This window comes from Flavobacterium sp. YJ01, from assembly GCF_029320955.1.
Lineage (GTDB): Bacteria > Bacteroidota > Bacteroidia > Flavobacteriales > Flavobacteriaceae > Flavobacterium.
In genome coordinates this window covers 2822521-2846060 of record NZ_CP119757.1, presented here as the reverse complement: position 1 = coordinate 2846060, position 23540 = coordinate 2822521, and the positions used below count along the sequence as shown (strand labels likewise).

Annotated in this window: 23 protein-coding genes; 3 read left to right on the top strand and 20 right to left on the bottom strand. The window is 32.5% G+C overall.

Going from position 1 to position 23540, the window contains the following annotated elements; genetic code table 11:
* Positions 1 to 17: 17 nt before the first annotated feature.
* Positions 18 to 437 (bottom strand): CBS domain-containing protein, encoded by a 420-nt coding sequence (locus P0R33_RS12480; protein ID WP_276171455.1) that lies wholly within the window; start codon positions 435 to 437, stop codon positions 18 to 20.
* 123 nt (positions 438 to 560) lie between these two features.
* On the opposite strand from P0R33_RS12480, the gene rbfA reads away from it, so the two are divergent.
* The 3 genes from rbfA (at position 561) to P0R33_RS12465 (ending at position 3747) form a co-directional block, all read left to right on the top strand.
* Positions 561 to 953, top strand: coding sequence for a 30S ribosome-binding factor RbfA (rbfA, locus tag P0R33_RS12475; RefSeq protein ID WP_276171453.1), 393 nt, complete (start codon positions 561 to 563; stop codon positions 951 to 953).
* A gap of 1 nt (position 954) precedes the next feature.
* Complete coding sequence (locus P0R33_RS12470) at positions 955 to 2154, top strand: FtsX-like permease family protein (RefSeq protein ID WP_276171451.1); 1200 nt, start codon at positions 955 to 957, stop codon at positions 2152 to 2154.
* A 165-nt stretch (positions 2155 to 2319) separates the two neighbouring features.
* Positions 2320 to 3747 carry an MATE family efflux transporter gene (locus P0R33_RS12465; protein WP_276171450.1) on the top strand — a complete coding sequence of 476 codons (1428 nt, stop codon included), beginning with the start codon at positions 2320 to 2322 and terminating at the stop codon, positions 3745 to 3747.
* Between the two features lie 196 nt (positions 3748 to 3943).
* On the opposite strand, the gene dusB is transcribed toward P0R33_RS12465, so the two are convergent.
* The 19 genes from dusB to P0R33_RS12370 all read right to left on the bottom strand — a co-directional run bounded on the left by dusB (position 3944) and on the right by P0R33_RS12370 (position 23539).
* Positions 3944 to 4936, bottom strand: a complete 993-nt coding sequence (dusB, locus tag P0R33_RS12460; RefSeq protein ID WP_276171449.1) for a tRNA dihydrouridine synthase DusB — start codon at positions 4934 to 4936, stop codon at positions 3944 to 3946.
* A gap of 149 nt (positions 4937 to 5085) precedes the next feature.
* Positions 5086 to 6375 (bottom strand): AMP-binding protein, encoded by a 1290-nt coding sequence (locus tag P0R33_RS12455; protein ID WP_276171448.1) that lies wholly within the window; start codon positions 6373 to 6375, stop codon positions 5086 to 5088.
* A complete protein-coding gene (locus P0R33_RS12450; protein ID WP_276171447.1) occupies positions 6372 to 8036 on the bottom strand; it encodes a C45 family peptidase in 1665 nt (554 codons plus the stop codon). Before P0R33_RS12450 ends, P0R33_RS12455 begins: the two co-directional genes overlap by 4 nt.
* A 7-nt stretch (positions 8037 to 8043) precedes the next feature.
* Positions 8044 to 9561 carry an NAD(P)/FAD-dependent oxidoreductase gene (locus P0R33_RS12445; RefSeq protein WP_276171446.1) on the bottom strand — a complete coding sequence of 506 codons (1518 nt, stop codon included), beginning with the start codon at positions 9559 to 9561 and terminating at the stop codon, positions 8044 to 8046.
* Complete coding sequence (locus P0R33_RS12440; RefSeq protein ID WP_276171445.1) at positions 9561 to 13235, bottom strand: 1-acyl-sn-glycerol-3-phosphate acyltransferase; 3675 nt, start codon at positions 13233 to 13235, stop codon at positions 9561 to 9563. Before P0R33_RS12440 ends, P0R33_RS12445 begins: the two co-directional genes overlap by 1 nt.
* A gap of 167 nt (positions 13236 to 13402) precedes the next feature.
* Entirely contained in the window at positions 13403 to 14578 is a 1176-nt protein-coding gene (locus tag P0R33_RS12435) for a DUF2062 domain-containing protein (protein ID WP_276171444.1), read from the bottom strand.
* Between the two features lie 16 nt (positions 14579 to 14594).
* On the bottom strand, positions 14595 to 15080 hold the full coding sequence (locus P0R33_RS12430) for a hypothetical protein (protein ID WP_276171443.1): 486 nt from the start codon (positions 15078 to 15080) through the stop codon (positions 14595 to 14597).
* 2 nt (positions 15081 to 15082) lie between these two features.
* Positions 15083 to 15454: a 3-hydroxyacyl-ACP dehydratase gene (locus tag P0R33_RS12425; RefSeq protein WP_276171442.1), complete on the bottom strand. Its 372-nt coding sequence runs from the start codon at positions 15452 to 15454 to the stop codon at positions 15083 to 15085.
* A gap of 5 nt (positions 15455 to 15459) precedes the next feature.
* Positions 15460 to 16068: an outer membrane beta-barrel protein gene (locus P0R33_RS12420; protein WP_276171441.1), complete on the bottom strand. Its 609-nt coding sequence runs from the start codon at positions 16066 to 16068 to the stop codon at positions 15460 to 15462.
* A gap of 3 nt (positions 16069 to 16071) precedes the next feature.
* Positions 16072 to 16671, bottom strand: a complete 600-nt coding sequence (locus P0R33_RS12415; RefSeq protein ID WP_276171440.1) for a porin family protein — start codon at positions 16669 to 16671, stop codon at positions 16072 to 16074.
* A gap of 37 nt (positions 16672 to 16708) precedes the next feature.
* Positions 16709 to 17344: a hypothetical protein gene (locus tag P0R33_RS12410; protein WP_276171439.1), complete on the bottom strand. Its 636-nt coding sequence runs from the start codon at positions 17342 to 17344 to the stop codon at positions 16709 to 16711.
* The gene (locus P0R33_RS12405; protein WP_276171438.1) at positions 17310 to 17936 is read right to left on the bottom strand and encodes an outer membrane lipoprotein carrier protein LolA; all 627 of its coding nucleotides are present in this window, start codon (positions 17934 to 17936) and stop codon (positions 17310 to 17312) included. Before P0R33_RS12405 ends, P0R33_RS12410 begins: the two co-directional genes overlap by 35 nt.
* Positions 17937 to 18014: 78 nt before the next feature.
* Positions 18015 to 18797 carry a polysaccharide deacetylase family protein gene (locus tag P0R33_RS12400; protein ID WP_276171437.1) on the bottom strand — a complete coding sequence of 261 codons (783 nt, stop codon included), beginning with the start codon at positions 18795 to 18797 and terminating at the stop codon, positions 18015 to 18017.
* Complete coding sequence (locus P0R33_RS12395; RefSeq protein ID WP_276171436.1) at positions 18794 to 19855, bottom strand: beta-ketoacyl synthase N-terminal-like domain-containing protein; 1062 nt, start codon at positions 19853 to 19855, stop codon at positions 18794 to 18796. The genes P0R33_RS12400 and P0R33_RS12395 overlap by 4 nt, the downstream gene beginning before the upstream one ends.
* Positions 19855 to 21054, bottom strand: coding sequence for a beta-ketoacyl-[acyl-carrier-protein] synthase family protein (locus P0R33_RS12390; RefSeq protein ID WP_276171435.1), 1200 nt, complete (start codon positions 21052 to 21054; stop codon positions 19855 to 19857). The genes P0R33_RS12395 and P0R33_RS12390 overlap by 1 nt, the downstream gene beginning before the upstream one ends.
* Positions 21055 to 21159: 105 nt before the next feature.
* On the bottom strand, positions 21160 to 21417 hold the full coding sequence (locus P0R33_RS12385; protein ID WP_068841663.1) for a phosphopantetheine-binding protein: 258 nt from the start codon (positions 21415 to 21417) through the stop codon (positions 21160 to 21162).
* A 2-nt stretch (positions 21418 to 21419) separates the two neighbouring features.
* Positions 21420 to 22037, bottom strand: coding sequence for a 3-oxoacyl-ACP synthase (locus P0R33_RS12380; protein ID WP_276171434.1), 618 nt, complete (start codon positions 22035 to 22037; stop codon positions 21420 to 21422).
* A gap of 11 nt (positions 22038 to 22048) precedes the next feature.
* Complete coding sequence (locus tag P0R33_RS12375) at positions 22049 to 22480, bottom strand: hypothetical protein (RefSeq protein ID WP_276171433.1); 432 nt, start codon at positions 22478 to 22480, stop codon at positions 22049 to 22051.
* A gap of 54 nt (positions 22481 to 22534) precedes the next feature.
* On the bottom strand, positions 22535 to 23539 hold the full coding sequence (locus P0R33_RS12370) for a virulence RhuM family protein (protein ID WP_276171432.1): 1005 nt from the start codon (positions 23537 to 23539) through the stop codon (positions 22535 to 22537).
* Position 23540: the final 1 nt, after the last annotated feature.

The window sequence follows — 23540 nt, the reverse complement described above, 5'->3', positions numbered from 1 at the left end:
TTTTGCTCCCTTTTTTATTAATCATATTGTTCTAAAAAATATTTAACAACATCTGTGGTGGTAACAATCCCTTTAAGTTCACCTTTATCAACAACAGGGAGAGCATGAAAATCTTCTTTCACAAAAATTTCGGCTAAATCTCTAATTATGGTATCTGACGAAACTGTTTTTGGTTTAGAAGTCATTACCTGAGAAATAGTAAGCATTTCTAGAATAGCTTCATCAGCATTTTCCTGACCTTCAAACAAAGCTCCAAAAGTAAGTCGGTTAATATCTGTTCTGCTTATTATTCCAATTACTTCTTTGCCTTTAACAATTGGAATATGTCGAATTGTATTAGTTTTTAATTTTTCTACTACAGTTTTTAAATCATCTTTTTCGTTTGCAGTTACTACTGTTTTGGTCATTATATGACTAATTGGTTCCCTTTTTTTCATGATAGATTAGTTTTATATTTACATCAAATATGTAGAATAATTCTCTCAATTAGTATGATTTTTATCAGTTTCGAAACAAATAAAAGTGCTTAGAAAACCAGTAAAATTTAGTATTTTTGCACTATGGAAACAAATAGACAGAAAAAAATAGGCGGTGTCATTCAGAAAGATCTGGTTGAGATTTTGCAGGGTGAAGTGAGAAAAAACGGAATTACAAATTTGGTAATTTCAGTATCCAAAGTAAGCGTAACTACAGATTTATCTGTAGCAACAGTATATTTGAGTATTTTTCCGCAAGAAAAAGCGAAAGAAACTTTAGAAGCAATCAAAACAAATACAACTTTAATAAAACATGATTTATCACAGCGTGTGCGTTTGCAATTACGTCGCGTTCCGAATTTAGTTTTCTTTATAGATGATTCTCTAGATTATATTGAGAAAATTGACAATGCACTTGCAGGAAAAGAAAACCCAATAGAAAATCGTGATCTTTTAGAAAAAAGAAGAAAATCATAAATTGAATTTCCCCTTATACATAGCCAAACGATATATTTTTAGCAGTAGTAAAAACAATGCTATCAATATCATTAATCGTATTGCCAGCATGGGAATCATTGTTGGTACAATGGCTTTGTTTGTGGTTTTATCTGTCTTCAGCGGATTAAAAGTTTTTAGTCTTTCATTTACAAATGAAATAGATCCTGATTTAAAATTGACAAGCACTTACGGAAAGTCATTTTTTATTGCACCCAATCAGGAAAATGAAATCAAGAAAATAGAAGGAGTCGCTTCTTACACCAAAATTATTGAAGAACGTGTTTTGTTTTTATTTAAAGACAAGCAGCAAGTCACATATCTTAAAGGTGTTGATAGTTCTTACGCTGTTGTTAACGATATTAGAAAGAAACTTTTTAATGGTCAATGGCTGAAACCAGAAACTTTTCAGGTTGTTATAGGGTATGGTTTGGCTCAGAATTTTTCTTTGGGAATTATGGATTTCGAAAACCCGCTTCAGATTTTTGCACCAAAACCTGGAAAAGGAGCAATTGAAAATCCTGAAGAAGCATTTAATAAAACAGATGTCTTACCAGTTGGAATTTATTCCATAAGCGAAGATTTAGATTCTAAATATGTATTTGCCGATTTAGGTTTAACGCAGGAATTACTGATGTATAAACCTAATCAGATTTCTGGAATTGAATTTAAACTAAAGCCAAATGCAGATGAAAATGCTATAAAGTCTCAATTAAATAAGATCTTTAAAAATAAAATTACTTTAAAAAACAGAGCGCAGTTAAATGAGTCTTTGTATAAAATGCTCAACACAGAAAATATTGCCGTTTATCTAATTTTTACTTTAGTGATTATTGTAGCACTTTTCAATTTGATTGGAGCCTTGATTATGATGATTTTAGAAAAGAAAGGAAATCTAAAAACGCTTTTTAATCTAGGAACAGACATTAGCCATCTTCGCAAAATATTTTTACTTCAAGGAACTTTGTTAAGTGTTTTTGGCGGATTAATCGGATTGGCGCTGGGCATAATATTGGTAGTCTTACAGCAACAATTTGAGTTGATTATGATTACGCCAACACTTGCATATCCAGTTGTTTTTACAATGGAAAATGTGCTAATTGTAATGGCAACTATTATTTCTCTAGGTTTTGTTGCGTCTTTAATAGCAAGCAGCCGTGTGAGCAAAAAATTGCTTGATTAATTTTTGCTAAAAAATATTACTTATATTTACCGCCTTAAATAACTACAGCATATGATTGTTTCTGCCTAATCCTATTTTATTTTTTAGAATAATTAGGATACTTACGTTTACTTTTTAGTTCAGATTTATACATCTGAACCAATATTATTTTTATCCTAAAATATCATGACAGAAACAACTATAAAGAAAAGTTTATTCTCTAAAATTTTCACCACTCTAAAACAAGCCCTAAAAGGCGACGAATCTTTTGATTATACTTCTGGAAGTATAAAAAAAGCTGTAATTCTATTAGCCATTCCGATGGTTTTAGAAATGATGATGGAATCGGTTTTTGCATTAGTCGATTTGTATTTTGTTGGACATCTAGAACACAGTAGTTTTGCCATTCAAACCGTTGGCTTAACAGAATCTGTATTGACCGTTATATATTCTCTTGCAATCGGGATGAGCATGGCGGCAACGGCTGTTGTAGCACGACGTATTGGAGAAAAAGATCCAATTGCAGCCGCAAAAGCTGGAATGCAGGCGATTATTGTAGCATTTGCCGTTAATAGTGTATTGAGCATTTTCGGAATTATCTATGCAAAAGATATTTTGATTTTGATGGGTTCTTCTGTAGAATCAGCCGAGCATGGTTACAGATTTACTCAAATCATGATTGGTTCGAGTTTATGTATCATGCTTTTGTTTCTAATTAACGGAATTTTTCGTGGAGCCGGAAATGCAGCAATTGCAATGAAAAGTCTTTGGATTGCTAACATTTGCAATATCATTTTATGTCCGATTTTAATTAATGGTTTTGGACCCATTCCTGCTTTTGGATTAGTTGGCGCAGCATTAGCAACAACTGTTGGAAGAAGTATTGGAGTTTTGTATCAAGTTTATCATTTGTTTTTTGGAAACGGAATTTTAAAAATCAAAATTCCCTATTTCGCTCCAGATTTTACTCAAATAAGAGCTTTAGTAAAAATAGCGGCTCCAGGAATTTTGCAATTCGTAATTGCTTCTTGCAGTTGGATTTTCTTAGCACAATTAGTGGCAACAACTGGCGGTGATCATGGTTCTGCGGGTTATCAAACGGCTTTGAGAATTATGATGTTTTTTATACTTCCAGCGTGGGGATTAAGTAATGCTGCCGCGACTTTGGTCGGACAAAACTTAGGGGCTAAACAAATTGAACGGGCAGAAAAATCCGTAATGACAACAGCAAGATATAATGTAATTTTCATGGCTTCAATCATGATGATTACTTTGATCTTTGGAAAATATATTATTTCGTTTTTCACGAATGACGAACAGGTTAAAACTATAGCAATCGAAGCTTTACAGATTATGAGCGTCGGATTTATTTTCTACGGAATCGGAATGGTTTTGATAAATACTTTTAACGGAGCGGGAGATACCTGGACACCAACTGGAATTAACTTTTTCGGATTTTGGCTTTTCCAAATTCCGCTTGCTTTTGTTTTAGCCAAGCATTTTAATATGGGACCAACTGGAGTTTTTATTGCTATTCCTGTTGCTGAAACTGCGATTACTTTAGCTGGAATCTTTTTCTATAAAAGAGGAAAGTGGAAAAGAGTTCAAGTTTAATAAACAAAAAAGACCTTCAAATTTTGAAGGTCTTTTTTTTTATGAGCATTTTTGTCATTTCGACGAAGGAGAAATCTCCGCGAGAAGCTCGACAAAGATTGGATTTTCGTTACGGAGTTACTTGCGGAGATTTCTCCTTCGTCAAAATGACAATGATTATGTTTAATTTCGTTTAGAACTAAAGTTTTTTAAAATTCTAAACAAACTCATATCCAGCATAAACCTGTTCAATCTCTTTCATGATTGCGAATAAATCTTCAGGAGCATCTGTGGTAACCAGTTTTTGTTTGAATTCTTTAAACGAATGAATTCCTTTAAAATAGTTCGTATAATGACGACGCATTTCTACAATTCCCAAACGTTCGCCTTTCCAATCCATTGACCATTGCAAATGATTTCTCGCAGCTTCAACACGATCAATAACCGTTGGAGCAGGCAAGTGCTCGCCAGTTTTAAAGAAATGTTTGATTTCGTTAAAAATCCACGGATAACCAATCGCCGCACGGCCAATCATAATTCCGTCAATTCCGTATTCGTTTTTATAGTGTAATGCTTTTTCTGGACTGTCGATATCACCGTTTCCGAAAATAGGCATTGTAATTCTTGGGTTGTTTTTTACACGTGCAATGTGCGACCAATCAGAATGACCTTTATACATTTGAGCACGGGTTCTAGCGTGAATTGTCAAAGCTTGAACGCCAATATCTTGAAGCCTTTCTGCAACTTCATCAATATTGATTGAGTTTTCGTCCCAGCCTAAACGCGTTTTTACCGTAACAGGCAAATCAGTTCCTTTGATAACCGCTTTCGTTAAACGAACCATCAAATCTACATCTTTCAAAACTCCAGCTCCAGCACCACGGCAAACCACTTTTTTTACCGGACATCCAAAATTAATATCTACTAAATCAGGTTTTACAGTAGAAACAATTTTAGACGACATCTCCATTGCTTCTTCATCACCACCAAAAATCTGAATTCCGACAGGACGTTCGTAATCAAAAATATCCAGCTTCATGCGGCTTTTTATAGCGTCACGAATTAATCCTTCCGATGAAATAAATTCAGAATACATCATATCAGCGCCGTGCGTTTTGCATAATCTGCGAAACGGCGGATCACTAACATCTTCCATCGGAGCTAATAGTAAAGGAAATTCGGGTAATTCTATGTTGCCAATCTTGACCATCTTCATAATTTTTTGCAAAATTACAACTTTTTAATCGAATTTGTGCAATTCGAGGGACAAAGGCTCAAAGCAATAAAAGGACAAAGGTTTTTTATAGTGCTGATTAACAGCCTTTGAACCTTTGTCCCTTTGTTACTTTGTACCTAATATTAAGATCTGTAATCGAAAAATCGAATTGGTTTTCGACTCATCGGATTAAAAACCAAGGGATTTAAAACTTCTTTTGAAGCAAATTCTATTTTTGGAGTTACTCTAAGTTTGGCTCTAAAGTGATCTTTTATTTCTTGTAGAAATTCAGGAGTTTGATTTTTGGAAGCAATTTTTATTAAGATTTCGTCTGTTCCTAAATCGTTGGTTGAGATTTCAATCAAATGATTTTCAATAGTATCAAAACTGCTCAAAACATCGTTCATCGCAGGCGGATAAAGCGTTGTTCCTTTATACTTTATCATCTGTTTTTTACGGCCGACAACTGGTCCAACTCGCAAAGTATTTCTGCCACACGCACAAGGTTCGTTGTGAAGCTGTACAATATCGCCAGTTTTAAAACGTAATAAAGGCATTGCTTCGATTCCTAAAGTGCTAAATGTAAGTTCGCCTGTTTCGCCATTTTTAACAGGCTGATTATTTTCGTCCAAAACTTCAACTATTATTAATTCTGGATGATGATGTCCGCCTTTTCCGTGTTCGCATTCTGTAAAAGCGGTGCTCATTTCTGTTGAAGCATAAGTCGAAAACAACTTAATATTCCATTTATCGGTGATTTTTTTCGATAGAATATTCATAGAAAAATCCTGTTCTCTCAAAGATTCTCCAATACAAATTGCACCTTTTATGCTCGAATTATTATAATCAATTCCGTGAATTTCGGCGTATTCAATTAATTTTAAAAGGAAAGATGGAACCGTAATTAAATAACTCGGATTGTATTTTAAAATAGAATCCCATTGCATTTCTGGAATTCCCGCACCAACGCGAATAACACCAACTTTCAATTTTCGAAGTCCTAAAAAATAAGCCAAACCAGCCATAAATTTTCGGTCAATTGTCATCATTAATTGTACAACATCGCCCTCTGCAATTCCGGCACAAGCAAAAGAAATTGCTTCATTATAAGCCAATCTGTCTAAATCAGAATCGGTTAAACCAAAAGTTACAGGATCTCCTAAAGTTCCAGATGTTGAGGCATAATCGATAATTTTATGTTGCGGAACGCACAAAAAATCATCGTTATATTGTTGTAAATCTTCCTTTGTTGTAACAGGTAAATGTTGTAAATCTTCTAAAGTTTTAATTTTAGAAATATCAATATTTTGTCCTGCAAAAAGTCTTTTATAAAAAGGAGAATTCTCGCTTATGTATGCTAAAAGTTCAACTAATTTTTGTTCTTGAAAAATTTTAATTTCTTCTAAAGAATCTTTTTCTATTGCTGGAATCATTGTAATTTTCTTTTGACTTTTTTTAAATATTTTTCAATCTTTTCTTTTTCAGGAACCGTAGTAATTTCATGCTGTAGCGCTTTTTCAAAATTAAGTTTTGCCTGAAGAAATTCCTTTTTTTGGTAAAAGTACAATCCTGCTTTATAATACACAACCCAATAATCAGGGTTTAATGTTTGATAATGTTCCAGAAATTCTGAAGAAACATTTTCTTTCTTTTCGATTATCGAATCTAATTTAGAATCTTCAATTTTAAATTTTTTATAATTCTGAAAAGCAGTACTTTCCAGAAATGGATCTTTGGCAATATTCAAATTTTCTTTTTGAAAAGAAGCGAGATTATTTTTTCTTTCACCAAAAACCGTATTCAAATCATAACAAACAAATTCGCCTAATTGATACGGATTTGCCGAAACCCAAACTAATTTTTCTTTCGGTTTAAAGATAATTCCGTGATGCGCCATTAATTGATTTAAAGCTTTTTCGGAACCAAAACCCAATTCAATGTTTTTTAAACCTTCTTTATTTCGAAGAATTTCTGAGGCAATTTCAGGATTTACTTTCGGATTTTCATTCAGCAATTCTTGCATTCTTTCGAAACGATATTCCGAATGGCTGTTTGCAATTTGTTCTAGATTTCGTTTATCATCTTTAAAAGAGTCTCCTTGAAAATGATTCGAACAAATCAATTGATCGGTATTTGGAACATCGTAAACATCCATTTTATTTGGTGAAACTTCAATTAAAATGGCTTTGTTATCAATGGCGCTTCCAACCATAATCGATTCAGAAACAAATACTTTTCTGTTTTTTGCAATGGCAATTGCTTCATCCAGATTTTTGGCATGCTGTAAAATTTCGCGAGTTAAAATTGAAATCGGCGTTTTCGCGCTAAGCGGAATTTTAGATTTTGATGCATTTATGGTTACCGTCAAACCTTCGTAATTCATTCCAGAAACAGCGCCAATCATTCCAGGCCAAGTGACCATCATAAACGGATTTCCAGTTTTTGGTTTGATAAAAGCTACTATTTTATTTTCCGCGAAAGCGTCATTCACATAAAAATCAAAATTGCGGGCGAGAATTAAATTTCCATCTTCGGATTTTTCGTTCCAAGCCGCAAAAGAAGAACAGCCAACTAAAGCCAAATCTTGTAAAGCGTGTCCAATATCGTGCGCCGCGTGCAGATATAAACTGCGCTGATATCGCGGTGCGATATTATCAAATTCGTTAGAAGTGTATTGAGAAACACCGTAAATTTCAGTCTGATATTCATTTGGAACATTCAAATACAATTTACGATTGAACCATTTTAAAAACTGACGAAGTATTTTCTGTTGAAATTTTGACGGAACAAAATCGGTTATTTTGGAGAAAAAAATGCGTTGCTGTTTTTGTAAAAGTGAGTCTGTTAGAGCGCCAGTTGTTAAACCAATTTCCAACGGATCGCCTTCTACATACAATTCCCAAATGCCTTGTTTATTTTTTAAAAGTGAATTTTTTCCAGAGATAAAAATACTATCAGAAACTTTTGTAACGATAGGTTTAGAATTATTAAAAGCAGTAAGATCTGGTTTATGATGTTTTGATTTTGATGTACCGCAGGAAGTCAGCAAACTTAAAAAACCGATAAAAAAGAAATATAGAATTCGGTTTTTCATAATAAAACTATTCAGATGCTTTTTTAATTTTTTCTAGCAGATATTCTCTTCCTACAATTTCAGAACAAGTTACAACTGCTCCAACCGTTACACCCAAGACTCCGTGCATGTTAATACTTTGGCCTGTAAGATAAAGATTTTCTATCTTAGTTTTTGAAGGAATTAAAGTTTTCATCGGATTATTAGAATCTTTAACATATCCGTACATATTTCCGCCGTCGCCGCCAATATAATCGCGGTAAGAAAGTGGCGTAGAAGTGTGAACAGATTGTATGCAGTCTTTTATTCCTGGAAATTTCTTTTCTACTTCCTTTAAAAATTTCGCTGCTTTTCTGACTTTGAAATCCTCATAACTTTCGCCTCGATAATTTTCGTCAAAAGTGGTATTAAAAGTATCTTCCCAATCTTTGACTTCTTCATATTTCATGTAAGTTAAAAAGGTCATTCCGTCCGCCCATTCTTCGTCTTTTTTTGACGGACTCATAGAAGCCATAAAAGTTTTTGGCCACGAATTTTCGTCGTATTCATAAGAACTCCAAACATCGTTACTACTTTTAAAATGATAATAATTATGATTGATGTATTTGAAAGTTTTGGCTTTAAAAACAATATACAAACTGAATGCAGAAAGTACACTTTCGAGATTTTGAATTCTACTGAAAAATGGTTTTCTGAAATTTTCCTGACCGGCCAATTTCAGAGTCGTTTTGGGCTCGATATTAGAAATGAAATACGTTCCAGAAACTTCGGTTCCGTCTTTCATTTTTACCGAATTCACTTTATGATTTTCAACGTCAATTTTGGTAACTTCTTTGTGTTTAAAGAATTCGCCACCAAATTTTTTAAGTTGTTTTAAAAGCTGTTTGGTAATCTGGCTTCCGCCGTTTATGCAACGCCATGAACTTTCGATATAAGAATTTACAATTAAGGCATGAACATAAAAAGGCGATTTATCGGCAATTCCGGCGTAAAGAAAATTAGAACCCGCCAAAACCGCTTTTAATTTTTCATTTTGTGTGAAAGAATCGATCGTTTCTTTTGCGTTAAGCGTTAAAACTTCATCGTTATATCTGCCTTGCGATTCGAGATTATAAAGTGGAAAAGCTTTGCAGACTTCTTTTATTTTTTGACAATATTTGTCTAGATTTTCTTTTTCTTCAGGAAAAAAAGGAGTCAGTTTTTCAATGAAATTTTCAAAACCTTGCGCATGCGGATATTCGATTTTATCATCATCAAAAGAAATAATATCAAAACCATTTTCGTCTAATTGTTTCAGATTCAATTGATCCATTATTCCAATGTATTTGAAATATTGATGGAGATTCTGGCCTTCGCCTAAACCTCCGATATAATGAATTCCGGTATCAAAAATGGTTTTATCTCTAACGAAAGTTTGAAGGTTTCCTCCGTATTGATTGTTTTTTTCCAGCACACAAACGCTGTAGCCTTCTTTTGCCAGAATAACGGCAGAAACCAATCCGCCTAAACCGCTGCCAAAAATGACTACATCGTACTCTTTTTTCATTATTTTTTCTTTAAAACAAGTAAAGCTTTTTCTTCAGAAATAATTTCAAAATTCTCAAACTGATTTTTCAAATTCGAACAATTCACTAAAATTACAAAAGAAGAGTTTGAACTGTTTTTTTCTAAATCATCTTTATAATTTTCATCAGAAATTAGTAAAACATCAAACTCGTTTTCAAAAGCCGATTCTAATTTTTCAGCATAAACTATTTTTCTCTTTTTAAGGAAATAATTCGTTTTGGCAATCAATAATTTTTCTTCATCATTTATAAAAGAAACTATTTTTCGTTGTGGTTCTTGCAACGCTAACAAAACATCCAATTGCCCGTAATCATTTCCTAAATGCAAGATTTTTGCTTTTGGCAGAATGTGTTCGTTTAAATGATAATATGTTTCTAGATTTTGTTTCAAATCTTTTTTGACGCTATTTCCGATTTCAATTTCTTTATAATCGTAACTGTTGATCAACATTGATTTGAAATAATCTGGACCTTCGAGCTGTTCACGAATTTTACGATATTCTGCTTTAAAAAATACACTAATCTGTTTGGTTCTTTCGGCATAATTATTTCCGTACGAAAGATTTTCAGGTTTAATTCTTTCTAATATAGTAACGGTAAGCGCACTTTTATGAATGACAAAATCGCCTTTCGGAATTGCTTCAGACGCACCGTGAATGACAACAGGAAGAATATCCAATTTAAATTCTTCTGCCAAAAAGAAAGCTCCTTTATGAAATCTTTTAATCACATTATTTTCTGAGCGAGTTCCTTCTGGAAAAACCATTAGTGAATATCCTTCGTTTACTTTTTTACGCAAATGTTCAACGCCGCCTTCAATTCCTTCTGAAACAGGATAAAAACCTGCTTTTCTAACAATTCCACCAAAAATAGGAGAATTGTAAACCCAGTTACTTACCAGAAAAATAATTTTTGGACTCAGGCTTCCGATTGCCAAAATATCTATAAACGAAGAATGATTGGCAATAATTACGGCTGGTTTTTCGAAAGTTTCATTGTAAATATTGATGATTTTTTTACTTATAAAAGGATTTGAATACAAGACAGATTTCATCAATTTTGAAACTACATATCGAAACCCTTTCATTTTAGTTTTCGCGCTAAGCGGAATAATTGGCATTAATGTAAAGCTGAAAACTGACATTACAATACCGCTCAAACCATAATAAGCAAACGAAAGAACACCATGAATAAAAGTACGCAGTTGAAACGGCGGATTTCCTTTTTTAGAGCGATTGGACAAAAATAATTTGAACAAAATCGGATAGAAAATAAACGTAATAATCAACGCGGCAAAAACTCCGATCAACGAAACGGCTGATATAGATGTCAACGCTGGATGTTTGGCAAATATCATGGCGCCAATTCCTAAAATAGTGGTGATAACGGCTAGAATAATGGAAGTTCTGTAAACTGCAATTTCATTAACTCCAGTCGAATATTCTTTTTGCAATGCGCTTGTCATGAAAATACTAAAATCGACTCCGTGACCAAAAATTAAAGTGCAGACAATCATACTGAAAATATTCATTTGAATGCCAAAAATGCCCATAATTCCTGCCGTTACAATTCCTGTCAAGGCGATTGGAATACAACTGATGATGACCAATTCGATTCTTCTGAAGAAAAAAAATAGAATCAGAATTACGGCAACAAAAGAATAATTAACCAGCGAATTAAAATCGGTTTTTAAAGTGCTGAAAAACGTTTCGTTCATTTGCTGACGATCAATTGCAATTACATTTTCTTTTGCTGAAGCCGATTTTACAAAAGCATCACGTTGTTCCGGAGCCACTTTGACCAAAGTCGAAACGGTATAAAAACCATTTTTTTCGGTAATGAATTCTTGTAATTGTAATGCTTTTATTTTTAAATAATCATCGGCAGAAATAGGTTTGAAGTCAAAATCTAAATGATCAAAAAACAAATTGTAAGTTGTCGGTTTAAAACCAAGTTGTGAACCTTCAGAAATCAATTCAGATTTTATGAATTGTTTTTTCTGCGAAGTCCAAAATGAATTCCACTTTTCAATTTTTTGTTGTTGTGCTGCCTGAGAAAGAACAATTCCGCCAACCGAACTGAAATTCAGAATTTTATCCTGATTTTTTTCTTTTGATAAATCAGAAAAAAGGTTGCTATTATGTTGCAAAGCTTCTTCCATAGTTTTTCCGTAAGAAGCGACATAAATCGTTTTGGAAGTTAAACTTGTACTTTCTTCCAATTGTTTTTCGGCAGCTTTAATTTCTTTCGGAATAAAATTCAGTTGCGATAAATCATTATTAAAACCAACATCATTATAAGTAAAACAACAGATAATCGTGATGATAATACAAAGCCCGATTAAGATTTTATTGTTGTGAAAAGAAAAATGCGCCATTTTATCAATCACATTTTTCTTGTGTTCTGTTGGATTTTCTTTTGGTTTATATAAATGTGGAACGATTAAAAGTGAGAAAACTCCAGTCGCCATAACAATAACGGCAGCGAAAATTCCTAAGTCATTAAGCGCATCCGATTTTACAAAAAGCAGACATAAAAAGGCAACGGCAGTTGTAGAACTGCTCATAATTACAGGCATTGTAATGTCTTTGTACAAAGTTTTTACATCGCTATTATGTTTGTAATGCGTGAGAATATGAATCGAATAATCAATAGTAATTCCCAATAAAATTGAACCAATTCCTAATGAAATTGCCGAAATCTGTTCTCTAACAAAATATAAGAATGCAACGGCAAATAATCCTCCGAAAACTGTTGGAAGAAAAATAATCAGCGGAATTAAAATTTTACGATAAAATAAAATCAGAATTAGCATTAAAGTGAACATCGCGATTGATGTTGTCAAAATAATATCGCTCTTAATTTGATTGGCATTTGCAACCGCAATTAAAGCAGAACCAAAATAACTGATAGAAGTTTTTCCTTTAAATTTCTGATTTAGATTTTCTTGAATCGATTTCAGTTTTTCGGCAAAAATGGTGTTCTTTTCTGTTTCGCTCGACGGAATATTTGAAGTTATAAAAAGGAGTAATTTCTTTTTATCCTTCGTCATTACAAAACCGTTTTCTAGCGTAAAATCGTCACCAATGTTTAATTGCTGTAATTTTTTTAAAGCGATAAACGAAATCCCAAACGGATCTTGCAGAATAAAATCTTTTGTAATAAATCCTGAAGGAGAAATAATGGATTTGTAATTTCCCTGAACAGTCGCCACAATACTGTCTTTCTGCAATTTCTGTTCGATGTTTTTATAATCTTGATCATCTAGAAAAAAGGGAAGATTATTGTAAACAAAATCAATCGTTTCCTGAATGTTTTCTTCGTCAATTTTTCCTTGAATTCCTGTTATATAAGGTTTACAAGACTTAGAAACGCTGTCTGAAAAAACGGTTGCCATTTCTTTTAAATCTTCAGCAGATCCGTTTTTTTCGAGTTTAAAAATGACGGTTGTTTTATCGGCAAAATTTAACTGTTTTAAAACTTTTGCCGTAACATCGGTTTTGTCGTTTGTTGGAATAAGTTTGGTAATGTCTTCTTCAAACTTTAATCTCGAAGCAAAAAATCCGAAAACAAGAAGCATCAAAACAGCCAAAAAAACCGATAAAGATTTTCTTCGATTTACAAATAAATGAATGGCGTAGAAGTATTGATGCATGGTTTAGGTTTAAAATTTTTTTGCCACAGATTAAAAGATTAGCTTTAGTTTGTCACCCTGAGCGAAGTCGAAGGGCGTTCCAATTGGACGTGGGCTTTGACTTCGCTCAGCCTGACAAATTGGATGTAAAAATCATTTTAATCACTTTAATCTGTGGCAAACATAACTTAAATATTTATTTTGTTTTTAGAACTAAAAGCTGTTAAAAGCAAATAACTTATAAGGCCAACTGATAGCGCTGAAACGGTTGCTAAAATAAGACTTCCGACAATATATTGAGCAGCATTTTTTTGAATATCCTCAAACGTCATCGAACTGTCTAAAATTAGCGGCGCGTCTGAAGTGACAAAATAACTTCCTATTTTTAAAGAACCGAAAATTATAAACGGAATAAAAGGCGGAAAACTTACGTTAGAAGTCAAGAAAGCAATGACTTTGTTAAGTCTGAACAACGCAGCTAGAGAAAAAAGCAATATGGTTTGAAACCCCCAAAAAGGGGAAAGTCCAATAAAAATACCTAATGAAATTGCCGCCGATTTTTTAAAGTTAGAATCGGAACTTTCTAAAATATCTTCGAGAAAGAATTTTTTAAATCCTTTTTTTTTTGCGTTCCTAAAGAAATCTCTAGGTTTAATGTACAACAAAGCGTTAGTTACCAAAACGGTATTTAAAATACTAATTCGGGTAAAATCTTGAAATGGACGAAAATGCGAAACTCTTTCAGCTGGATCATATAAAACCTGAATCGGAATGTTTTTTACTGTAATTCCTTTCCATGCTGCACGAACAATTACTTCGATTTCAAATTCAAATTTATTGGTGTAAAATCGTTTTGGCAATAATCGAAGCGGATACAATCTAAATCCAGATTGCGTGTCGTCGAGTTTGATTCCAGTTTCAAACTTAAACCAAAAATTAGAGAATTTGTTTCCGAAACTGCTTTTTTTCGGCACATTTTCCTGCGTCATATTTCGGCTTCCGATTAAAAGCGAATTTGGATTACTTTGAATTTCTTCCAAAAAAACCGGAATATCAGAAGCAAAATGCTGTCCATCAGAATCGATGGTTATGGCGTATTCAAAATTCAATTCTAAAGCTTTTCTAAAACCATTTCGAAGTGCACGCCCTTTTCCTAAATTTTTAGGATGATGAATTTGTGTGAGCTGCGAATATTGTTTTAAAATTTCCGGAGTAGAATCGGTTGAACCGTCATTAATAATAATAATATCGGAAGTGAAATCTAAAATAGAATCCAATACTTTTTTCAGTGTTTTCGGGTTATTGTAAGTGGGTACAATAACGCAAAAGCTGATCGAATTAAGTAATTCCTGATGTGATTTCATGAGGTGTTTTTTGGGCTTACTTCACGAATTGTTTCTCTTTTTCAGAGAAACTTTTTGATTGTAAAACAAAGTCTTTAAGATATTCTTTCAAAGGCGCACCTTGTCCTGCATAGTACGTTGTGATGAACTTTTTGTCTTCTTTTATGTTTTTTTTGTATCCCGTAATGGCAGGAACATCTTCTTGAACGCTTAAACGGATCATTCGCATTTCAATATTACTTGGATCGCTTTTAATAGTTGCTTCAAGAAGTTTTGCGCCTTCTTTAAAACGTTCAATTTTTTCGCCTAACTTTTTTTCAAATTTAGAATCTACTAAAATCGAAGCTGCTTTGTAAGCCACTAAAATTTTATCATCATTATGAGAAACGGTGGCAAGTTTTGCTGCGAAATCTTTGGCATTTGCTTCTGATTTTGCAACATCAGAATACATTTTACGAATAGAAGCCAAATCTGGCGTTCCGACAAAACTAATCCATAAAACTAATGTCATTAATACTTTCATAATTATATTTTTTTGAATACTGTGCTCAATTTAAGAGCAGTAGTATCGTTAAAGTAAGTCGTGTTTTTCACTTTTACCAAATTATCTTCGGTAATTAATATGTCTAATTCTAAGCGTAATTCTGGCGTTGCCTCAGGATTAATGAGCGCCATAAATTTTACATTGGTCAATGTTTGAATCAATAAAGATTCGTTTGTAAATTTCTCTGTCAATTCTTTGATAATCTGAATCATGCAAACTCCAGGCATAATCGGATTTCCTGGAAAATGACCTTTAAAAACTTCATGCTTTTCATTAACCAAAATGGTAACATTATATTTTGAATCGGATACTTTTTCCTCCGATAGGACTTTGTAAAAATCGTTTAAAATCATATTTTTTATTTTCCGAATGAATAGGAAACTCCCAGCTGAAAATTAATATTGGTATTGTAATCTCCAAATAAATAATAATTATTCGAGTCGTTTTGATAATAATCGCTGCTCAAAATATCAAGCAAACCTTTCTTAAATCGTGCTTCAAAAGTTAAACCTGAAGGCAGAGCATAAGCAACTCCTAAAACTAAACCAAGATCATTCTGCGCTTTTCTAACTACCAGATTATCATTTAATAAAATATCTAATGTTGGTCCAGCTTGAAATTGAATTCCTTGCGGTAAAGTAAATTTATTCATTACCGAAAGAGACAAATAATTTATTTCAAGATCTAGATGTTCAATTCGATCGCTTTGCGTGTTTTCATCATAATAATTACGGGCAACATTATTAGAACCTTGTCTTGTGTAATTAAGTTCTGGCTGAAGCGCATAAATTTTTGTAATCTTAATTTCAGAAAAACCACCAACATAAAAATCAGTTTTATAATCGGCATGCATTTCAGAAATGGTCGAAAAACTAAATCCTCCTCTTAAACCTGGTTTAACACTTATTTGAGCTTGTAGATTTAAAACTGTAAAAACAGCAATAAAGAAAAATACTCTTTTTTTCATGCGTTATTTTGTTTTAAAAGTATAGCTAATTCCAATTTGAAAAACCTGATTTAATATCGCATCATTTGTATAATATCCATTGTTATCGTAATAATCGTAACCATAAATATCTACCAACCCTTGTTTAATTCTCGCTTCAAATGTCAAACCATTTGGCAATGTATAACCAATACCTCCAACTATTGCCAAGTCAAAATCTTCAGGATTTGAATTGATATAATTATCACCAACTTTTAAATCTAAAGAAGGTCCTGCCAATAGATGAAAACCACCGCCATTAAAGTTAAATTTAGCAACCGCTCCAAGTGTTATATAATTTAGTTCATATTTTACATAACGATAATTGTTGCCGTTTCCAAAATACTCTCTTCCTTCATCACCTTGTCTGGAGTATGTAATCTCTGGCTGTAACGAAAAGAATTTATTAAATTTAATGTTCACTAATCCACCAACATAAAAATCTGTTTTTGAATTATTGTCGTCTATATTCGTTAATGTTGAAATATTCAATCCGCCTCTAAGTCCTGGACTAACTCTTACTTGTGATTGAGAAGACTGAATTCCGATAAATAAAACGAATGCAATTAAAGTTATTTTTTTCATCTTGGGATTAGTTTAGTTTTATGGTTAGTTTAATTTTCTATTCTGATTTAAAATAATTCAGCTCGATTTTAAGCTTAATATTTTGATGAATAATCTGAATATTTTCAGCAAAAATATTGTTTTCTGAATTGAAAAGCAGTGTAAATTTTTCTTTTGTTTTAGAAGAATGAACGATCTTTTCTAGTTTTTGATCTTCTTTGGAGATAAAAATATAATTGTCACGTTTGCCGTCTTCCGATTTATAAATATCAGAAGATTCATTTTCAAATTGTTCCTGAATCAAATATTCCTTTTTTAAAAGCAATCTAAAATCTTCTTTTAAAGTATTAATCAAGATTTTTCGATCTAATTCTGAAACAATCGAATTGACTTTAAAATCGGTTTCAGAAATTTCAAAATCCATTAATTTATTTCCAAATTCAGTTGTAAAAACAATTCTGTGCGTGGTATCGTTTATTTTTTTGGCAATGAAAATTCCAGACAATTCATTTCCGTAAACTGAAATATTAGTTTTATAAACATAATCAGTTTTTGAGTCTGAGAAATACGGAACCGTATAAGACGTTTTGTCTAATTTTTTTGGCGTGTAGTTTTTTGTGACCGAGCCGCAAGAAACCAGTACAATTGCCAGAAAGCAATTAATTAGTAAAAACTGAATCGTCGATTTTTGCATTGATCACTTTATTTTTAAGTACAATTCTAGTATAATCTTCAGAAGATTCTAATAATTTTACTTGAACCACAGTTGCTTCTTCTTTATCAAAAGTCAGTTCAATTTGTTTGATGTATTTTTTCAGCGTCGCATCTTTCGGAATAAATTTCGCCAGATTCTGACCTTTCAATTTAAAATATGAAATTGTAAATTCTTTATCGTCAAACATATTTCCGCTTACGCTTCCAACTATTAATTTATTAATTCTTGCAAATATTTTGCTGTTTCCAATATCAACGGCGCTTTTCTTTCCTTCGTCGTTAATCAGGATTTTTCCATTTTTGAACGTGATGCTGTAATTATATGGTTTTTTATATTGCCATTGAAGTAAAGCAGGTTCTTTAAAAACCATTTTTCCAGAAGTTTCAATGTCTTTCGAAAGGAAATCTAAATGTTTGTATTGAACAAAATCGGTACTTAAAGTTTTAATTTTTTTCGCCACCACATTTACGTCTTGTTTGAAAGATGCAATTTCGGCATCGGTCATTTTTTGTTCCTGAGCGAACAAACTGCCTGAAATAAATAGAATTAGTATAGCTATTTTAGTTTTCATAGATTGTTAAAAGTTTTCTAGCGAGACCTAACAGGTTTTTAAAACCTGTTAGGTCTAACTTGACGTGTTACTGCTTAATCAGTGTTCAATTTCATAAGCATTAAGATTCAAAAGTTCTTCGGTCGAAACGACTTGATAATTATTTTGCTTTAAAAATTGCAAAAACTGTTCCAAGACCAAAACAGAATGTTTTCCCGTATCATGCAAAAGTACAATTCCGCCGGGAGAAACACGTTTAATAATTCGATTGAAAATTAATTCCTGATTTTTAGTTCCTCCATCAAGAGAACGAATATTCCAGCCAATTGTTTTATGTCCGGTAATTTTTAAAGCTCTTCGAATCGAAGGTGTAGTAACTCCATAAGGCGGACGAAAAAAGTTTATTTTTTTGGAAGTAAATTTTTCCAGCAATTCATCTGTTTTACGAAGTTCATCCGTTATTTTATCTTCATTGTAAAAATCGAATAATTTAGAGTGAGAATAAGAATGATTTCCAACCAAATGACCTTCGGTAATAATTTGTTTTAAAATTTTGGGATGTTTTTCGATGTTTTTCCCAATACAGAAAAAAGTGGCTTTAGCATTGTATTTTTTAAGAAGTGCTAAAACTTCTAAAGTAAATTCGCTTGGACCGTCATCAAAAGTAAGTGCGATTTTTTTTTCTTTTTCTAAAGGATTATTGCAATAAGCTTTTACATGATAATTGGAAGAAATTCTCGAAGAACCAACAGCATTTATTCCAATCCAAATTAAGATGATTCCTAAAAACCAAAGAAAATTTATCGTTATATAAAGATTCAGAAAGTTTAAAAGAATCAATAAAATGATAAAAAATATCGTAATGTTTTTATGCGTTATCATTTTGACAGTAACGTAAAACTATGATTTTTTCCGCTTAATTGATTGTACAATAAAATGGTTTTAAAAGTCGGTTTTGCAACCGAATTTACTTTTACAATTTCTGGAATTTCCTGTGTTTTTAAAATCTTCGAAGCCATCCAAAAAGCAAAAGCCGAAGCCGTATCGTATTCGCCGCTTAAATGTTTGTAATACAAAACAGGTGTTTTTGCAAAAGCATTTTCAGCCAGATTTCTATAATAATTTTCGAAAGAAGCATTTCCGTCAAAACCTAAAACCAAAGCATCAATATCTGAAATTTCTAAATTATTAGATTTCAAAAATGATTTAATTTCAGATTCTACTTCATTTACTTCCAAAGTGTTTACAATAGAAACATCCAAAAGTTCTGCGTAAGTATGGTCTTTTCTTTCGTTTTCTAAAACAAAAAAACTAGCGCCTTCTCCATAAACAGCTCCGCTTGTTGTAGAAGTTAAAACATCATAGGGAGCAGAATTGTCTTTTTTGATTCGTCCGTTTAATTTGAAAAGGGCAGTAGTATAATCGCCATTTTCATCGACTCCACCAACTAAAATAGAATTAGCTTCGTCTTCTTCAATTTGCATTTTAGCATCCAAAAGTGCCGATTCAAAAGAAACTGCACCATTCACGTAAGTAAAATTATAACCTTTACATTGCTGTAAAAGTGCAATTTGCGCACCAACCGTATTATGAGTAGATTGGATAAAAGAAGTCGGCGTTAAAAATTCTTCTTTATTATCTAAAATGCTTTTTAAGAATTTTTCAGAATCTTCAATACAGCCTAAACCAGTTCCGGTAATAATTGCATCTACCTTTTCGATATTAGCATCTTTCATTGCCAAAGCCGAAGCTACGATTCCGTTTTTTACGCCTTTTGCCATTCTGCGACTTGCAGCTGGCGAAATATATTCTTTGTACGCAGGCGAAACGATCGCGAGTACATTTTCGTCATGATTTACAACAGCTTCTTCCAAAAAAACAGTATCAAATGTTTTTTGAGTCGAAATACAGCCTACTCCATTTATATATGTTTTTTTCATTAGCTTTTTGAAAATATAAGTGTTGAACAATTTCCTCCAAACCCAAAAGAATTAGATAAAACGTGTTCGATGTTTTTATTTTTAATAGAAGTCTGCGGAGTCAAATCGAATTCTTCCATTTGGGTTTCAAAATTCAGATTTGGATAAACCACATTATTCTGAATTGCCAAAACACTGTAAACAGCTTCAATTGCCGCCGCTGCCGCTAAAGTGTGACCTGTAAATGGTTTTGTTGAACTAAAATCGGGAACTTTTTCCTCTTCGTAAATTCGTCTTAAAGCTCTTCCTTCTGATAAATCGTTATTTGGCGTTGCGGTTCCATGAACGTTGATGTAGTCAATTTGAGAAGGTTTTAAACCTGAAACTTCAAACGCTTTTTTCATGGCCAGATAAGCGCCGTCTCCATTTTCTGAGGAAGCCGTTTGGTGAAAAGCGTCATTTGCATTTCCATAACCTGAAACTCTTGCCAATACTTTTTTGTTTTGTTTTGCCACAATTTCATCCGATTCTAAAACTAAAAAAGCCGCAGCTTCTCCCAGATTCAATCCTTTTCTGTTATTGTCGAAAGGTTTGTTGTAATCGTCAGATAGAATCATCAAAGTCTTAAATCCGTTGATGGTAAATTTTGCCAAAGCATCAGCTCCGCCCACAATTACGCGATCCAATTTTCCTGTTTTAATTAATCTTGCGCCCAGCATAATAGAATTTGCCGCAGAAGAGCAAGCTGTAGAAATAGTAGTTACCATTCCTTTTAAACCTAATTCTTCGGCAATTTTTTCGGCAACATCACCGCCATCGTGACAAGTGATATATTTAACCAATTCTGGTTTTTCGAAATAATCGTAATAATGTTTCTCTGTCATGTCCATTCCGCCCACGCTAGTAGCCGAAATAAGTCCAGTTCTAAATTCGTTGATTGAGGTAATGCCAGCGTTTTCAACAGCTTGTTTTGCTGCTAAAGTACCAATCATAGCGGTTCTGGAGAAATTATTATTCTCGTTTAACTTCAATTCATTGATAAGATCTTCGTTGGTTTTTTTAATTTCTCCAACTTTGATTAAATCTGCATGAACCGTAGAAATATTTTGAATGCGAGAAATACCGATTTTGTTTTCGATCAACGAAAGATAATTTTCCTCAACCGAATTCCCAATCGCAGAAATAATTCCCATTCCCGTTATTGCAACACCTTTTGCCATTTTAGATTTTAGAGTTTTGATTTTAGATTTTAGATTTTGAACTTTGTCAAAGTTGTAGACTTTCAGATTTTCAGAAATCTAAAATCTAAAATCTGCAATCTACAATTACTTCGTTCTGTTAGCGCTGATATACGCCGCCATAGTTTCGATAGATTGGAAAATTGTTTTTCCTTCTTTCGGATCTACTAATTTAATTCCGTAATCTTTATCTAAAATCACGATCAATTCAAGTGCATCAATCGAGTCTAAACCTAAACCGTCTCCAAACAAAGGATCGTTATCAGCAATATCTTCAACTGCGATATCTTCAAGGTTTAAAGTAGTTATGATTTTATTTTTTAATTCTTCTTTTAATGCTTCCATGATTATTTATTATATAATGTATTGATAGTTTCGTTTTTAAATTCTGTGTTTTCCGTTGTACTAATCGTACAAAGAAAAGCTTTATAATTGTCATTGTAAAATTCTACCCAACCGCACAAAACCGTATCTGCTTTATTCGTATTCAGAAGAATATTAGAATAATTGGACATAAATTCGGTATTAAAGGTGTCAAATATAAAGAAAGAATTCTCACTTTTTAGCTGATGACGAATACTTATTTCGCCCAAACAAATATTTGGCAACGTGTAAACAAAGACCGCTGGACTCGGAAAATAGTTTTCTTTGTCTGAAATAGATTCCTGATATTTTACATCGGTATCTAAACTTGACGATTTATTGGCCAAAACCAAAGCAATATTATTTTCTTCTTCTGTTGAAGTTATCGGACTCAAAAGCAATTCTGAACCTAAAAAAGCCAGTTTGCTCAAAGCATCCATTTTGAAAAACTTGGGATATTGCATTTCAAAACTACGATACGCTTGTTTGGCAAAATCTGCAAAATCTGTTGGTTCAATTTTGAATACAGAAGTTCCGTTGAGAACAATTTCGTTGTTTTCAATCGTACAATAATTTTGTATGTAAGTTTTATTTTGAGTCATCAGAACTACTGTTATTTGTTCGACGGAACAAAATTTAAATCGTTTTTCAGTTTATTTAATTTTTTTGCAGCTTCGTAAACGTCCTTTTCCGCGTTATTGTTTTTAGGAACTGCATCAGACGAAAGTCGAGCATTTAAAATTAAAAATTTAAAAGTAATATCGCTTCCTGATTTACTTTGATAAGACTCTGTATATTCTGGTTTGTCAATTTTGTTTATGGTTCTTGAAACCTCATTTCCTAAAACAGAATTTATCGGAGTGCCATAATTTTTATTCGTTTTCAGATCATTCAAATATAGCGTGTCTTTTCCTAAATATCTTAGTGTATAACTGCTCTTTGCATCTTGATAATTAAAGACGAAAGTGGGAGTTTTAATTTTTTCTACTTTTTTGACACAACTCAATGAAGATATTGCCAAAAATAAAATGATTAAATTTTTCATTTAGTATTTTTATAAGTTGTTTTATGAAGTCAAAGTAGCGACAATTTTAATATTTCATTTTTTCTTTCCGATTTGCTTAATTTCTTTGTCAAAATCTGAAATTATTTTTTGAGTTTTATTGAACTCATCATATTCTTTAATCGCTTTTTTATCCGCTTGGATTTTCGATATATTTCCTTTTCCCTCTAGAATTTTGTATTCATTGAAAGAAAGAAATTTATTTACACTTGTAGCCAATTGTTCCATAGTAAAAGTATTTTCTCTCTCAATTAAACTTTCTATGTAATCGAAATAACCTGTAACAGTTCTTTCTAATTGACTAATTTCTTTCTCCTGTAAATAGTTTTTAGCAATAATCACATCTGACTTTATAATTCTTCCATCTGGAGCATTTTTCCAAGATGTAAGTCCCATATTATCTTTAGTTTTATCTGCATTTTTATGGATAATTTCTGCAGCGGTATTTCCGGTTATAGCAAAATGGAATTTATTTTGAACCATAGCATAGAAATTTTTAGTTATCTCCGAATTTCTATCATAATCAATACTACATTCAGCAAAAATATCACTTACTTGTTGGTAAATTCGACGTTCACTTGTACGAATAGAACGTACTCTGCGCAATAATTCTTTAAAGTAATCTTTGCCAAAAATGGTCTGTCCTTGTTTTAGACGTTCATCATCTAAAACAAAACCTTTAATTATATATTCTTTTAAAGTTTGAGTCGCCCAGATTCTAAATTGTGTAGCTTTTGTTGAATTTACTCTGTAACCGACAGATATAATTGCGTCAAGATTATAGAATTTTTGGTTCCTAGAAACTTGACGATTACCTTCAAGTTGAACTTGTAAAATTTCTTTACAAGTTGAATTTTCCTCTAATTCACCTGATCCAAAAATGTTTTTTAAATGCGTTGTAATATTTTGTGTTGTCGTATCAAACAATTCACTCATACCTTTTTGTGTGAGCCAAACTGTTTCATCTTGTACAAAGACATCAACCCGAACATTTCCGCTTGGATGATTATAAATTATAAATTTAGTTTCGTTATTTTCCATT